Genomic DNA, 15,580 nt, shown 5'->3' on the forward strand with positions numbered 1-15,580 from the left:
ATGTAGGAGCAAGCGCCCATCAGCGAAGCTGATTCTAATGCGCTTGCGGCTCGCAACTGTGAAGGTACTGAACAGTTACGAGTAACTTTTAACAGCCAGTTAGGGATTTATGATATTGTGGATTTTAGAACTTGTTTCTTATCTTTCGGTACTCTCTTGGGGAATATCCTTTCAGCTTGTGGAAAAGCCGGCTGAAATAAAGCTGATTATCATACCCGACGACTTTAGAAATTTCATTGATGGAATAGGTTGTTGTTTCAAGTAACATTTGGGCATTGTTAATTCGGATTCCCACAATAAACTGCATTGGTGTAGAACCTGTGTATTTTTTGAAGTTTCGGATAAACCAACTGACACTCATTCCACGTGAGGCAGCATAATCATCTATGCTAATATTCTGGTTATAATTTTCACTGAAAAAGGTAACTGCGTTATCCATCTCGTGATCCAGGTATTCATTTTTCGAGATATGTTCCCTGGTCAGTTCCCGATGAAAGATGATAAGAAGATGACGGAGCAGAAGGACAAGCATTTCCTCATAATTATCTTGGCAACGCTGAAGTTCGATGATAATACGCTTGAAAATCTGTTCGTATTCCATAGAGGTTCCGACCTGAAATACACGCTCTTTATCCGGGAATCCATATTGCCGTAGGATATTTTTTACATTGTTGCCTGTAAAATGAATCCAGTATACTTCTGTCTTATCTTTTCCATAATATTCATATTTCTGAAGTTCCTTCGGTCTGTACAGTACAATATTACCGGCGGGGACAATCGTTTCGTTATCCATATTGTCAAAATGAAAATGCCCACAACCAGCAGTGATATAGATAATCTGATAATCCAGGCGTCCCCTTGGACGGTAGGTTGGTAACTTTGGATGGCTGGAAAGGCGGTAAGTACCGCAACTTCCTACAACCAGTGGGCGACTTTTGTCTTTGAAATCCATATGGGAGTGGTTTAAATAACCGGTATTCATATACATATGGTAGCACCTCTTTTCTTTTTTTGATATTGTATCATTTAGTGTATATTTTGTCTAATCCAATTCATAGACATGTTTTGCAGATTAGGATAAGATATATATATAGCAAAACAGAGAAGCGTAAACATAAAAGTAAAAGACAAGGTTTGCTGTGGAAAAACAAAGTGCAAAAAAATGTATATGTATTAAAGGAGAGTTATTTATGATTGTACCACGTTATTATGAGGATTTAAGCGTACTGCATGAAAATACAATGCCAGCCAGAGCCTATTTTATTCCGGCATCAAAAAGAATGGATAACCTAGTGGAGCACAGGGAAGAGTCAGACCGAATGCAGTTATTGAACGGAACTTGGAAGTTCCAGTATTTTAACAGTATCTATGATGTTCAGGAACCCTTCTTTGAGAAAGATTATGATACAGAAAATTTTGATGAGATTCAGGTTCCGAGTGTATGGCAGATGGCAGGATATGACACACATCAGTATACAAATATCAGGTATCCGTTCCCATTTGATCCACCGTATGTACCACAGGATATTCCATGTGGAACATATGCACATACCTTTGTTTATCACAAAGATGAAAATGCACCAAAAGCTTTCTTGAATTTTGAAGGAGTAGACAGTTGCTTTTATGTATGGATCAATGGCTCTTATGTAGGGTATAGCCAGGTTTCTCATATGACCAGTGAGTTTGATATCACTGACCTCCTTCGGGACGGAGAGAACAGCATAGCGGTTCTGGTCATGAAGTGGTGTGATGGTTCCTATTTGGAAGATCAGGACAAATTCCGTATGAGTGGTATTTTCCGGGATGTGTACATTTTGAAACGCCCAAAACAGGCAATCAGTGATTATCATATTAAAACAAGAATTGAGGATATGCTTGCGAAAGTAGAAATTGAAATGAAATTCTACTCTCCGTTAAATGTAAAAATTTCGATTGAAGATAGAAACGGAGCAGTTGTAGCACTAGGAAGTATTGCTGAAGAAGGAACAGCTGTATTAGAAATCGCAAGTCCGGAACTTTGGAATACAGAAAATCCATATCTATATAAACTGATTCTTGAAACAGAGAATGAAGTAATTGTAGATCACATTGCATTAAGAAAGATAGAGATTAAAGACCAGGTTATTTATTTAAATGGACAGAAGATTAAATTCCGTGGTGTCAATCGACATGATTCTGATCCGGTTACTGGATTTACAATCAATTCGGAACAGATTACAACCGATCTTACGTTAATGAAGCAGCATAATTTTAATGCGATCCGTTCCAGCCACTATCCGAACGCACCATTTTTCTATGAAATGTGTGACAAGTATGGATTCATGGTAATAGATGAAGCAGATATTGAAGCTCATGGTCCATTTATGATCTACAGAAAAGAAGACACCGATTACAATCGGTTCAAACGATGGAATGAGAAGATTGCAGATGATCCGGTATGGGAAGAGGCAATCGTTGATCGAGTAAAACTCATGGTGGAACGTGACAAAAACCGGTTCTGTATTGTTATGTGGTCAATGGGAAATGAGAGTGCTTATGGTTGCAACTTTGAAAAAGCACTGGAATGGACAAAGAATTTTGATCCAGACCGTATCACACAATATGAGAGTGCAAGATATCGTAATTATGATGAAACATATGATTACAGCAATCTGGATGTGTACAGTCGGATGTACCCAGCGCTTTCCGAAATTCAGGAATATCTGGATAAAGATGGAAGCAAACCCTTCCTTTTGGTAGAGTACTGTCACAGCATGGGAAACGGACCTGGAGATTTTGAAGATTACTTCCAGATGATTCAGGATAATGATAAAATGTGCGGCGGCTTTGTCTGGGAATGGTGTGACCATGCGATTGCTCATGGAACTGCTGAGAATGGAAAGACTATATATGCTTATGGGGGCGACCATGGCGAAGAAATTCATGATGGCAACTTTTGTATGGATGGATTAGTATATCCGGACAGAACGGTACATACAGGACTTTTGGAATACAAGAATGTTTATCGCCCGGCAAGAGTTATTTCCTATAACAAAGAAAGCGGAGAACTGGTGCTTCATAACTACATGGATTTTGATGACTTGAAAGATTATGTGAAGATTAGTTATGAGCTGACACAGGATGGGCTTGTGATCAGCAAAGGCATACTTCCGGAGTTTTCTGTGGCACCACATGGGGAAGGAAAAACAAACCTGAAGATCAATGTTCCTGAGAATGGGAAATGTTATTTAAAACTTATTTACCATCTGAAAAAAGAATTGCCACTGTTGGATGAAGACCATATTCTTGGATTTGATGAAATTGAGGTAAGTAAAGAGGATACAAAATGTAAACTTGCAGAGAAATGGATACCAAAAACAGTAGTGGACTCTGAATTACAGGTAAATGAAAATGATACACAGATTCATATCAAGGGGCGTGAATTTGCTTATACCATAGACAAACGTACTGCACTCTTTACAGAGATGAAATTCGCAGGGCGGGAATACTTGAACCATCCGATGGAATTAAATATTTGGAGAGCTCCAACAGATAACGATATGTACATTAAGTCTGAATGGAAGAAAGCCCACTATGATAAGGCTTACACAAGAGCCTATACGACAGAGGTTGTGCAGGGAAAACATGGTGTGAAGATTACAAGCCATGCATCCGTTGTGGCAGAGACAGTACAGAAGATACTTGATGTGACGATTACATGGAAAATAGAAGCTGCTGGAAAGATTGATGCAGATATTGCAGTAACAAAAGATGATGAATTTCCGGACCTGCCAAGATTTGGTGTGAGGATGTTCCTGGATAAAAAACTTTCAGCTGTAAGATACTTTGGAATGGGACCACAGGAAAGTTATTGTGATAAACATCAGGCTGCGAGCCACGGTTTGTATCAGGCAAATGTAGATGATTTGCATGAGGATTATATTCGCCCACAGGAAAATGGAAGCCATTATGATTGTGAATATGTAGAGCTTAACAACAGCCGATATGGAATTGTGGTCTCTGCGGAAAATGCCTTCTCATTCAATGCTTCTTATTATACGCAGGAAGAACTTGAGGAGAAAACGCATAATTATGAATTAATAGAATCAGATAGTGTAGTATTCTGTGTTGACTACGCATTAAATGGTATTGGTTCTAATAGTTGTGGTCCAGTTGTATTGGAGCAGTACCGATTTGATGATGTATTATTCCGGTTTCAGTTTACACTGATACCGTATGTAAAGGGATAATAAAGTTTCATGTAACCCGTAAACAAGGAAAGAGAGTCTGATTGTAATGTAAAGTCCGGATATACAGAGCAATCAGACAAAATCAGAGAAAAAAACAGAATTAGATATCATACGGTTAGCCATATTGAGATTCTAAGTGCGATGAAGATGAGGAGCAAAGAAATTCGATGGAAGAAAAAAAGTATTTGAAATGGTATAACAAAATTGGATACGGATCAGGTGATATTGCAGGTAATGTAGTCTATGCGTTCCTGACATCTTTTATGATGGTCTATCTGACGGACTCAGTAGGACTTGCTGCAGGTGTCGTAGGTACCCTGATTGCCGTATCAAAACTATTTGATGGTTTTACGGATATATTTTTTGGATCAATGATTGACAAAACACACAGTAAAATGGGAAAAGCGAAACCCTGGATGCTATATGGATATATTGGTTGTGCCATTACGCTGGTCTGCTGTTTTGCAGTACCAGTCAGCTTGGGAACAACGGCTAAATATGCATGGTTCTTTATCTCTTACACACTGTTAAATGGTGTGTTTTATACAGCAAACAATATTGCTTATTCAGCACTTACGTCACTGATTACAAAGAACAGCAAAGAGCGTGTGCAGATGGGATCTTACCGTTTTATTTTTGCGTTTTCAACAAGTCTTCTGATTCAGGCAATTACAGTTGGATTTGTAGATAAATGTGGTGGAGATGCTGCAGCATGGAGAACGGTTGCTATTATCTATGCAATCATTGGTCTTGTCGTAAATACGATTTCAGCACTTTCTGTTAAGGAACTTCCTGAGGAAGAACTTAACGAAGGAGAAGTAAAGGATGATAATGAAAAGTACGGAATGGTACAGGCATTCAAGCTTCTTGTTAAAAACAAATATTACATGATGATTTGTGGAACATATATTTTACAGCAGTTATATGGTGCCATGATTGGAGCTGGCATTTATTACATGACATGGGTACTGAAAAATAAGAATTTGTTTGGACAATTTGCATGGGCAGTAAATATTCCACTGATCATTGCCCTGATTTTCACACCGACATTAGTTGGTAAGTGGAAAGGTATGTATAAACTGAACTTAAGAGGTTATGTCTTAGCAGTCATCGGTAGAGCACTTGTTGTTGTTGCAGGATATATGGGCAGTGTTCCGCTGATGATGGCATTTACAGCTCTTGCAGCCTTAGGTCAGGGACCATGGCAGGGAGATATGAATGCAGTTATCGCATCCTGCTCTGAGTACACTTATCTTACACAGGGAAAGAGAATTGACGGAACGATGTACTCTTGTACTTCTCTTGGCGTAAAAATCGGTGGAGGTATTGGAACCGCTGTTGTTGGATGGCTGCTTGAGTTCAGTGGATATATCGGAACAAATGCAACTCAGCCGCAGTCTGCACTCGATATGATGCAGTTTATGTATCTTTGGCTTCCGTTAATCTTTGATGTATTGATTATGTTTGTACTTTCAAGAATGAATGTAGAAGATGCAAATAAAAAACTGAAAGCAGAAAAAGGAATTGTTACAGATGAAGTAACAGATGCATCAGACATAAATTAGAATTAACAGGAGGAAGCACTGTCTAGTCATTGCTCGATGAGACAGTGCTTTTTTCTATATATAGACAAACGTTGCAAAGGGGAGTATTTCATGCAATTAAAATATGTTGACACAAAAGAGGAGATCATAGCAATAAATAGGAAGTCAAAACATATTGAACCACATCTTCATAATGCACTGGAGATCGTTTGTGTAACAAGTGGAGCATTAGAACTTGGTGTCGGACAGGAACTATACCATATGGAAAAAGGAGATATAGGCTTTGTATTTCCAGATGTTATTCATCACTATCAGGTACTGACACCCGGTGTAAATAAAGCGACTTATCTGATTGCATCGCCATTTACGATAGCCAAATTTGCAGATATCATGCAATCCATGGCTCCTGAATACCCAATCATCAAAGAGGAAAAGGTTGAACCGGAGGTATATAGGGTTATAAATGCAATTTTAGAGACAGAACAGTCGGATATTACTGTTGCACAGGCATATCTTCAAATTGTGTTGGCACGCTGCATAGGAAAATTAAATTTGGTAGAAAAGAGTAATGTGGGGAGCAACGATCTTATTTACCAGACAGTTTCCTATATATCAGCAAATTTTAAGAAGAAGTTTTCTCTGGAAGAGATGGCAAAAGATCTGGGGGTGAGCAAATATGTTTTATCCAGACTCTTTTCCAAAACATTCCATAGAAACTTTAATCAATATCTTAACGATGTAAGGCTGAACTATGCATGCCAGCGTTTGGAAAATACGAGTGATTCTATTACAAAAATTTGTCTGGATAGTGGATTTGAAAGTCAGAGAACATTTAACCGAGTATTTAAAGAAAGATATAAAATATCACCGAGCGACTACCGGAGTACATGTCTGAAAGATATGACTGTAACAAGCTTAGCAAGTTAACAATTACATAAAAAGAGAAAATAGGTTGCTTTTTTTATCGTCAAAAGATATGATGTTAAAAGTAGCATTTACAATTTTGTAATATAAATGCATAAGTACAAAATACAAGGAGAAATCCATGAGAAAACTAGCATTAGATGATGATATTTTATTAGAAATTGAGAAACCTGCCCGCTACATCGGCGGAGAGGTGAATGCGGTGATGAAGAACGTGGAAGACATCGATGTGCGCTTTGCGATGTGTTTCCCGGATGTCTATGAGATCGGTATGTCTCATTTGGGGATTCAGATTCTTTATGATATGTTCAACCGCAGAGAGGATGTGTGGTGTGAGAGAGTTTACTCTCCATGGCATGATCTGGATAAAGTGATGAGAGAACAGCAGATTCCGCTTTTTGCACTGGAGTCCCAGGATCCGATCAAGGATTTTGATTTCCTCGGAATCACAATTCAGTTTGAGATGTGTTATACGAACATTCTGCAGATCCTTGATCTGAGTCAGATACCACTGCATGCAAAGGACAGAACTTTAGACGATCCATTTGTGATTGGTGGTGGTCCGTGCACATACAATCCGGAGCCGATTGCAGAGTTCTTTGATATCTTTTATATCGGAGAAGGAGAAACAGCTTATGATGAGCTGCTTGACGCTTATAAGGAATGGAAAGGTTCGGGAAAGAGCCGCCGGGAGTTCTTAGAACGTGCAGCGCAGATCGAGGGTCTGTATGTTCCGATTTTTTATGATGCAGAATATAATGAAGACGGCACTTTGAAATCATTTACACCGAATAATGAATATGCACCAGCTGTAGTTAAGAAGCAGATCGTTATGGATGTAACAGATGCACCGTATCCGATGAAACCGGTTGTTCCTTTTATCAAAGTAACACAGGACAGAGTTGTTCTTGAGATCCAGAGAGGATGTATCCGTGGTTGTCGTTTCTGCCAGGCAGGAATGCTTTACCGTCCGGTCAGAGAAAGAAATGTTGAGCGATTGAAACAGTATGCGCATGATATGCTGCAGAATACCGGTCATGAAGAGATTTCTCTTAGTTCATTAAGTTCCAGTGATTATTCTGAATTGAAAGAATTGGTAACATATCTGATCGATGAGTTTAAGAATAAGGGAATTAATATTTCTCTTCCGTCTCTTCGAATCGATGCCTTCTCTCTTGATGTAATGAGTAAGGTTCAGGATATCCGCAAGAGCAGTCTGACATTTGCACCGGAGGCCGGATCACAGAGAATGCGTGACGTGATCAATAAAGGTCTGACAGAAGAAGTGATCTTAAACGGAGCAGGCGAGGCTTTCGAAGGTGGCTGGACGAAGGTAAAACTTTACTTTATGCTTGGACTTCCGACTGAGACTGAGGAAGATATGAAGGAAATCGCGCATCTGGCAGAAAAGGTTGCCCGCAGATATTATGAGATTCCAAAAGATCAGAGACATGGAAAATGTCAGATCACGGCAAGTTCTTCTTTCTTTGTACCGAAGCCGTTCACACCGTTCCAGTGGGCTCCGATGTGCAAGGCGGAAGAATATATGAGACGTGCACATCTAGTGAATGATGAATTTAAAGAACAGTTAAACCGTAAGAGTCTGAAATATAACTGGCATGATGCGGAAGTTACGGTTTTGGAAGGTATTATGGCCAGAGGTGACCGTAAGATCAGCAAGGCGATCGAGGAGGCATATCGTTTGGGATGTTTGTTCGATTCCTGGACAGAGAGTTTCCACAATGAACTTTGGATGCAGGCATTTGAGAACACGGGTGTTGATATTGATTTTTACAATCTGCGTGAGCGTGGAGAAGATGAATTGTTCCCGTGGGATTTCATCGATATCGGTGTGACAAGAAAGTTCCTGCGCAGAGAATGGGATCGTGCGATGGAAGAAAAAGTAACTCCGAACTGCCGTATGCAGTGTTCCGGATGTGGCGCAGCGAAATTTGGAGGAGGTGTCTGTTATGAAGGCAAGAATTAAATTTAGAAAATATGGTTCTCTCCGATTCATCGGACATCTTGATGTGATGCGTTTCTTCCAGAAAGTGATGCGTCGCGCGGATATTCCGATTGCATTTTCAGGCGGATATAGTCCGCATATGATTATGTCATTTGCTAACCCGCTTGGAATCGGACTGACAAGTGACGGAGAATATTTTGATATTGAATTAACAGAAGCAGTCAACAGTGCAGATGCAGTCAGAAGGATGAACGAAGCCTGTCAGATCGAGGGGATCGAGATCGTAAGCATCCGTAGAATTGCTGAGGAGAAGAAGATGACCGGAATGACAATCCTTGCAGGAGCAGATTATCTGACATCTGTGAGAAAGGGAGCATTTCCGGAGGGCTGGAAAGAACGATTTTCAGAATTTATGGAACAGCCGGAGATCCGGATTGTAAAGCAGACGAAACGAAGCGAGAAGGAAGTTGACATTAAACCATTGATCTATGCATGGGAACTGCGAGGCGATTCTGTTTACCTGAAAGTGGCAGCAGGAAGTGTAGAGAATCTGAAACCGGATCTTGTAATGGAAGCATTTTGTCAGTTCCTTGGAATTGAACCGGACAGCGTGAAATTCCAGCATCACAGACTGGAAATGTATACAGATCGCAGTGAAGATGGATCCCTGATTCCATTAGAGGCAATGGGTGTTGATATGACAGGCGATGAGGAATGAGAAGAAACAGATGAAACGAAAAGTTTTGATAGAGAAAAAAGAAAATCATGTGTGGACCTTTTTTCTGGAAGAGGATCAGATTGCTGAGATTCACTGTGCAAAGTCCGACGAACAGGAAAAGGTGCATCAGATTGGCGATATATATGTCGCTAAAGTGCAGAATATCGTACAGAATATAGGGGCAGCTTTTCTTGAGATCGAACCTGGCGTTAATTGTTATTTTGATTTAAGAGATGCACAGAATGCATTTTTTACGCATAAGATTGGGAAGAAGCCACTTTGCATCGGTGATGAACTGGTAGTTCAGATCAGCAGGGAAGCTGTAAAGACAAAGGTTCCGACAGTGACCGGTAATATCAGTCTGACAGGCAGATATGCCGTTTTGACGCATGGTAATACAAGAATAGGTGTATCTTCTAAAATTGCAAAAAAAGACAGGGAAGCCTATAAGGAGCGCCTTCAAGAATATCAGAATGACCAGTATGGTCTTATTATCAGAACAAATGCGAAAGATGCTGCATTCGAGGATGTTCTTACAGAGATTGAACAGCTGAAAGCGGAATATGAACATCTTTTAAAATATGCTGCTTCCAGAGTGTGTTTCTCATGCCTGAAATCTGCTCCACCGTCCTATATTACAGATCTGAAAAATGTCTATATGGATGGCATGGAAGAAATTCTTGTGAATGATGCAGAAATATATGAAAAGATTTGCAGCTATTTCAAGAAAGAAATGCCGGAGAATCTGGAACTGGTTCATTTCCATGATGATAGTGGTTATCCACTTGGAAAGATTTATAGTACAGAAACAGCGGTTGAACATGCCTTAGCAGAAAGAGTCTGGCTGAAACATGGAGGATATCTGGTGATCCAGGTAACAGAGGCGCTTACCGTGATAGACGTAAATTCCGGGAAAAACGTCCGTAAAAAGGGTGATGATGAGTCTACATTGAAGATGAATCTGGAGGCAGCGAAGGAAACAGCTAGACAGATACGTCTTCGTAATCTGTCTGGAATCATTCTGATTGATTTTATAAATCAGGACGAGGAAAAGAATGAGGAAACTTTATTAAAAGAATTCCGATATTTTCTTGCGAAAGATCCGATCCAGACAACATTAGTTGATATTACAGCACTTGGACTTGCTGAGGTGACGAGAAAGAAAGTGCGTAAGCCGTTGCATGAAGCAGTAAGAGAGATAGAATAGCAGATGCATTTGCAGGCAGAGACAACAGAGGAGATGCTAATATAATGAGTAAGAAAGAACTGAAAACAAATGCAATGAGAATCTTGGACAGGAACAAGATCCCATATGAATATGAAACCTATGAGTGTGATGAATTTGTCGACGGAATCACAACAGCAGATAAAATCGGTCTTCCGCATGAACAGGTATATAAGACGCTTGTGACGGTTGGAAAAACAGGCGGGCATTATGTGTTTGTTATTCCGATTGCGGCAGAGCTTGATCTGAAAAAGGCTGCGAAGTCAGTCGGGGAAAAATCAGTAGAAATGCTCCATGTGAAGGATATTACTGCGGTGACCGGTTATGTGCGTGGTGGCTGTACGGCAATCGGAATGAAGAAGCAATTTCCGACTGTGATCGATTCCAGTGCACAGCATCAGGAATACATTTATGTAAGTGGCGGGAAGATTGGAATGCAGATCAAATTGAAACCGGATGATCTGAAAAAGGCTGCACGGGCGGAATATGGAGAGATCACGTTCTAATTGATTATTATTAATGTTTATAAGAAATTCCTATAAGTTTTCTTATTTAAAAGTTTACAAGGACTGCGTAACACTGTATAATAATGAACCGATAATGCAGAAAGCAGTATTGTTACTGTTCACGGGAAACTCGAAACAGCAACGCAGAATTACATTGGAGGAATAGCAAGAATGAAGAAAGTAGTAAAGTTCGGCGGAAGTTCTCTTGCGAGCGCAGAACAGTTTAAAAAAGTTGGAAATATTATCCGTGCAGAAGAATCCAGAAGATATGTTATACCATCTGCTCCGGGAAAGCGTTTTTCAGCTGATACAAAGGTAACAGATATGCTCTATGGCTGCTATGCGGCTGCTGAGAATGGTGAAGATTTCACAGAGAAGCTTGCAGCAATTAAAGATAGATATCAGGAAATTATTGATGGACTTGGTTTAAAGTTCTCCCTAGATGAGGATTTTGAAGTGATCCGCAAGAACTTTTCTGAAAAAGCAGGAAGCAATTATGCAGCATCCAGAGGAGAATTCCTGAATGGTAAGATTATGGCTGCATATCTTGGATTTGAATTTATTGATGCAGCAGAGGTTGTTCGTTTTGATGAGAATGGAGATTTCCAGTCCGAGATCACAAATGAAATTATGTCTGCACGACTTGAAAAGGCTAAGAATGCTGTTATCCCGGGATTCTACGGAGCAACAGAGGAAGGACGTGTAGTTACATTTTCAAGAGGTGGTTCTGATATCACAGGTTCTCTTGTGGCTCGTGCAGTCAATGCAGATCTTTATGAGAACTGGACGGATGTATCAGGATTCCTGATTGCAGATCCAAGAATTGTAAAAGGATCAAAATCAATTGAGACAATTACATATAAAGAGCTTCGTGAGCTTTCTTACATGGGCGCAAGTGTCCTTCATGAAGATGCGATCTTCCCGGTAAGAAGAGCAGGAATTCCGATCAATATCCGTAATACAAATGCACCGGCAGACAAAGGAACACTTATCGTAGAAGCAACATGCTGTCAGCCGAAATATACTATTACAGGTATTGCCGGAACAGACGGATTTGCTGCGATCACAATTGAAAAAGCGATGATGAACTCAGAAGTTGGTTTCTGTCGTAAAGTACTTCAGGTATTTGAAGACAATGGTGTTTCTATTGAGCACATGCCATCTGGAATCGATACAATGACAATCTTTGTCCACAAAGATAAGTTTGAAGAGAAAGAACAGCAGATTCTTGCAGGAATTCACAAAGCGGTAGATCCGGATCACATTGAGCTTGAGTCTGATCTTGCACTGATCGCGATCGTAGGTCGTGGAATGAAGTCTACAAGAGGAACAGCAGGAAGAATCTTCTCTGCACTTGCTCACGCACACATTAATGTCAAGATGATCGACCAGGGATCCAGTGAGCTTAATATCATCGTTGGTGTACGTCATGATGATTTTAAAAATGCGATCAAAGCATTGTATGAGATTTTCGTACTGACACAGATTTAAAACCAAGAAAGGCTGAAAAGAGATGAATATCTTATTTTTTCTGAAACCGAAGAGTGAGGTTGCTTTTATTTATGATTACAGCACATTACGTCAGGTTTTGGAAACAATGGAATTTCATAAATATGCATCTATTCCAATGCTGAATAAGGCAGGGGAATATGTCGGAACAATGACAGAAGGAGATATCCTCTGGGGAATCAAGAAGTATACGAATCTGAACCTGAAAGAGGCAGAGACAATTTTCATCCAGGATTTTCCAAGAAAAGCAGATTATGAGGCTGTATCGGCAGATGCTGATATGGAGGATCTTCTTCAGAAAGCAATGAATCAGAATTTTGTTCCGGTTGTGGATGACCAGAAGAAATTCATTGGAATCATAACAAGAAAAAGTATTATTGAATACTGTTATGAAAAAATAAAAAAATTAGATGAACCCTATTGACAAATCTAAATTTGCAAGTTAATATATATGAGTATGCCGCACAACGAGGTATTTAAGTTCTGATTTCAGACACCATAGTTGGCGAGTAATGATAATAGGAGGTGCCATATGTACGCGATTATAGCAACAGGTGGTAAACAGTACAAAGTAGCTGAAGGCGATATCATTAGAGTAGAGAAACTTGGGGTAGAAGCTGGTGAGACTTATACATTTGACCAGGTACTTGCAGTTAACAACGACAAGATGGTTGTTGGTAACCCGACAGTTGAAGGTGCAACAGTTACAGCTTCTGTAATCGGTGACGGTAAAGCAAAGAAAGTTATCGTTTACAAGTATAAGAGAAAATCTGGATACCATAAGAAAAACGGTCACAGACAGCAGTACACAGAAGTAAAGATCGAAAAGATCAACGCTTAATCTGTTTCTGATGATTAAGGTAACCATTTATAAGACCGAACGGCAGGAATATGCTGGGTTTGATATGGAGGGTCATGCGGGATATGCAGAGGCCGGTGAAGACATTGTCTGTGCCGGAGTATCCGCTCTCGTGATCAATGCGCTGAATTCAATTGAGCGTTTTACAGATGATGAGACAAGCTGCGTTTCGGATGAAGATACCGGAAGTATTGAGTTCCGTTTTGACGGAATACCATCACATGATGCCACATTATTGCTGGATTCCATGATTCTTGGTCTGGAAGAGATAGAAGACAGCAATGACTACGAGAAATATATCGACATAATTTTCAAGGAGGTGTAATTACCATGATGAAAATGAATCTTCAGTTTTTCGCTCATAAAAAAGGAGTTGGTTCTACAAAGAACGGTCGTGACTCCGAGGCAAAGAGACTGGGCGCTAAAAGAGCAGACGGACAGTTTGTAAAAGCTGGTAACATTCTTTACAGACAGCGTGGAACAAAGATCCATCCAGGACTTAACGTAGGACGCGGTGGAGATGACACTCTGTTTGCACTTGTAGACGGTGTAGTAAGATTTGAAAGAAAAGGAAGAGATAAGAAACAGGTTTCTATCTATCCAGTAGCTGAGTAATCAGTTTTGGCTGGAAAGTTCCGACGGAATCTTTTCACTCGCATACATGGCAAAAGGAAGCCTCAGACGTTTTTTAAGGTCTGAGGCTTTTTCTTTCAAAGAAATCTTTTATTGTCAGATGATGAAGAAATTTACGCATATATGATGTGAATAAAGATATAGAAACAGTTGTTGATACAAATTAAGAGGAGAATAATATGTTTGCAGACAGAGCTAAGATATTGATCCGTTCCGGTAAAGGCGGAGACGGTCACTGCAGCTTCCGCAGAGAACTGTATGTACCAAACGGCGGACCGGACGGTGGAGACGGTGGACACGGCGGAGACCTGATCTTCGAAGTAGATGAAGGGCTGAATACTCTTGTTGACTACAGACATAAGAGAAAATTTGCTGCCGAAGATGGGGAACAGGGCGGAAAGCGCCGCTGTCACGGTAAGGACGGAAAAGACCTTGTTCTTCGTGTGCCGGAAGGTACAGTAATTAAAGAATCTGTTACAGGAAAAGTTATCGCTGATATGTCCGGAGAGAACAGACGTCAGGTTGTCTTAAAAGGCGGAAGAGGCGGACTTGGAAATCAGCATTTTGCTACTTCTACCATGCAGGTTCCGAAGTATGCACAGCCGGGACAGCCGGCAAGAGAGCTGGAAGTGAATCTGGAATTGAAGGTGATTGCAGATGTGGGTCTGATTGGTTTCCCGAACGTTGGTAAATCTACATTGCTTTCCCGTGTTACAAATGCGGAACCGAAAATTGCAAACTATCATTTCACAACATTGAATCCGAATCTCGGTGTTGTCGATCTGGATGGAGCAAAGGGATTCGTTATGGCTGATATCCCGGGACTAATTGAGGGTGCATCCGAAGGTGTTGGTCTTGGACATGAGTTCCTTCGCCATATCGAGAGAACAAAGTTAATGATCCATGTTGTTGATGCAGCCGGAACAGAAGGACGTGATCCGGTTGATGATATTCATAAGATCAATGCAGAGCTTGCTGCTTATAATCCGGAAATTGCGGAACGTCCGCAGGTAATCGCAGCGAACAAGACGGATCTGATCTATGATCCGGAAGATGATCCGGTTCAGCGCCTGAAAGATGAGTTTGAGCCAAAGGGAATCAAAGTATTTCCTATTTCCGGAGCTACAGGAAAAGGAATCTCCGATCTTCTCTACTACGTAAGTAATGAGCTTCAGAAGCTGGATCAGAAACCGGTAGTATTCGAGCAGGAATACTTCCCGGATGATGAACTGATCTATGAAGATCTTCCTTATACGGTAGAACAGGCAGATGGAATGTATGTAGTTGAAGGTCCGAAGATTGAGAAAATGCTTGGATATACGAATCTTGATTCAGAGAAGGGATTTGCATTCTTCCAGAAGTTCCTGAAAGATTCAGGTATTCTTGCAGATCTTGAGAGAGCTGGCATCCAGGAAGGTGACACAGTTAGAATGTACGGACTTCAGTTTGATTATTATAAATAAGGAG

At 40.4% G+C, this 15,580-nt stretch carries 14 protein-coding genes; 13 read left to right on the forward strand and 1 reads right to left on the reverse strand.

All coding sequences use genetic code 11. The features are described from left to right. Window positions 1-124 precede the first annotated feature (124 nt). Window positions 125-988, reverse strand: a complete 864-nt coding sequence (locus tag LI126_RS08215) for an AraC family transcriptional regulator (RefSeq protein WP_227165181.1) — start codon at window positions 986-988, stop codon at window positions 125-127. A gap of 202 nt (window positions 989-1,190) precedes the next feature. Between LI126_RS08215 and LI126_RS08220 the strand changes: the two genes are divergently transcribed. From LI126_RS08220 to obgE, 13 genes are all read left to right on the forward strand, one after another. Beyond that, a complete protein-coding gene (locus LI126_RS08220; RefSeq protein ID WP_227165182.1) occupies window positions 1,191-4,229 on the forward strand; it encodes a glycoside hydrolase family 2 TIM barrel-domain containing protein in 3,039 nt (1,012 codons plus the stop codon). A 167-nt stretch (window positions 4,230-4,396) separates the two neighbouring features. Further along, window positions 4,397-5,794 carry an MFS transporter gene (locus LI126_RS08225; protein WP_195941740.1) on the forward strand — a complete coding sequence of 466 codons (1,398 nt, stop codon included), beginning with the start codon at window positions 4,397-4,399 and terminating at the stop codon, window positions 5,792-5,794. 90 nt (window positions 5,795-5,884) lie between these two features. Beyond that, on the forward strand, window positions 5,885-6,700 hold the full coding sequence (locus LI126_RS08230) for a helix-turn-helix transcriptional regulator (RefSeq protein ID WP_227165183.1): 816 nt from the start codon (window positions 5,885-5,887) through the stop codon (window positions 6,698-6,700). Window positions 6,701-6,818: 118 nt separating this feature from the next. Next, window positions 6,819-8,684, forward strand: a complete 1,866-nt coding sequence (locus tag LI126_RS08235) for a TIGR03960 family B12-binding radical SAM protein (RefSeq protein WP_117824881.1) — start codon at window positions 6,819-6,821, stop codon at window positions 8,682-8,684. Further along, window positions 8,668-9,381 carry a TIGR03936 family radical SAM-associated protein gene (locus LI126_RS08240; RefSeq protein ID WP_015529189.1) on the forward strand — a complete coding sequence of 238 codons (714 nt, stop codon included), beginning with the start codon at window positions 8,668-8,670 and terminating at the stop codon, window positions 9,379-9,381. The genes LI126_RS08235 and LI126_RS08240 overlap by 17 nt, the downstream gene beginning before the upstream one ends. Window positions 9,382-9,391: 10 nt before the next feature. Continuing rightward, complete coding sequence (locus LI126_RS08245) at window positions 9,392-10,588, forward strand: ribonuclease E/G (protein ID WP_227165184.1); 1,197 nt, start codon at window positions 9,392-9,394, stop codon at window positions 10,586-10,588. A gap of 44 nt (window positions 10,589-10,632) precedes the next feature. Beyond that, window positions 10,633-11,112, forward strand: coding sequence for a Cys-tRNA(Pro) deacylase (gene ybaK, locus LI126_RS08250; RefSeq protein WP_015529191.1), 480 nt, complete (start codon window positions 10,633-10,635; stop codon window positions 11,110-11,112). A 171-nt stretch (window positions 11,113-11,283) separates the two neighbouring features. Further along, window positions 11,284-12,603 (forward strand): aspartate kinase, encoded by a 1,320-nt coding sequence (locus LI126_RS08255; RefSeq protein WP_227165185.1) that lies wholly within the window; start codon window positions 11,284-11,286, stop codon window positions 12,601-12,603. Window positions 12,604-12,625: 22 nt separating this feature from the next. Beyond that, the gene (locus LI126_RS08260) at window positions 12,626-13,045 is read left to right on the forward strand and encodes a CBS domain-containing protein (RefSeq protein WP_015529216.1); all 420 of its coding nucleotides are present in this window, start codon (window positions 12,626-12,628) and stop codon (window positions 13,043-13,045) included. 108 nt (window positions 13,046-13,153) lie between these two features. Beyond that, a complete protein-coding gene (rplU, locus tag LI126_RS08265) occupies window positions 13,154-13,462 on the forward strand; it encodes a 50S ribosomal protein L21 (RefSeq protein ID WP_015529217.1) in 309 nt (102 codons plus the stop codon). 10 nt (window positions 13,463-13,472) lie between these two features. Continuing rightward, a complete protein-coding gene (locus LI126_RS08270; RefSeq protein ID WP_117497006.1) occupies window positions 13,473-13,805 on the forward strand; it encodes a ribosomal-processing cysteine protease Prp in 333 nt (110 codons plus the stop codon). Between the two features lie 5 nt (window positions 13,806-13,810). Continuing rightward, the gene (gene rpmA / locus LI126_RS08275) at window positions 13,811-14,095 is read left to right on the forward strand and encodes a 50S ribosomal protein L27 (protein WP_015529219.1); all 285 of its coding nucleotides are present in this window, start codon (window positions 13,811-13,813) and stop codon (window positions 14,093-14,095) included. Between the two features lie 197 nt (window positions 14,096-14,292). Continuing rightward, window positions 14,293-15,576 (forward strand): GTPase ObgE, encoded by a 1,284-nt coding sequence (gene obgE, locus LI126_RS08280; RefSeq protein WP_020435994.1) that lies wholly within the window; start codon window positions 14,293-14,295, stop codon window positions 15,574-15,576. Window positions 15,577-15,580: the final 4 nt, after the last annotated feature.

The sequence above is a fragment of the Mediterraneibacter sp. 210702-DFI.5.30 genome (assembly GCF_020560115.1).
GTDB classification, from domain to species: domain Bacteria; phylum Bacillota; class Clostridia; order Lachnospirales; family Lachnospiraceae; genus Mediterraneibacter; species Mediterraneibacter faecis.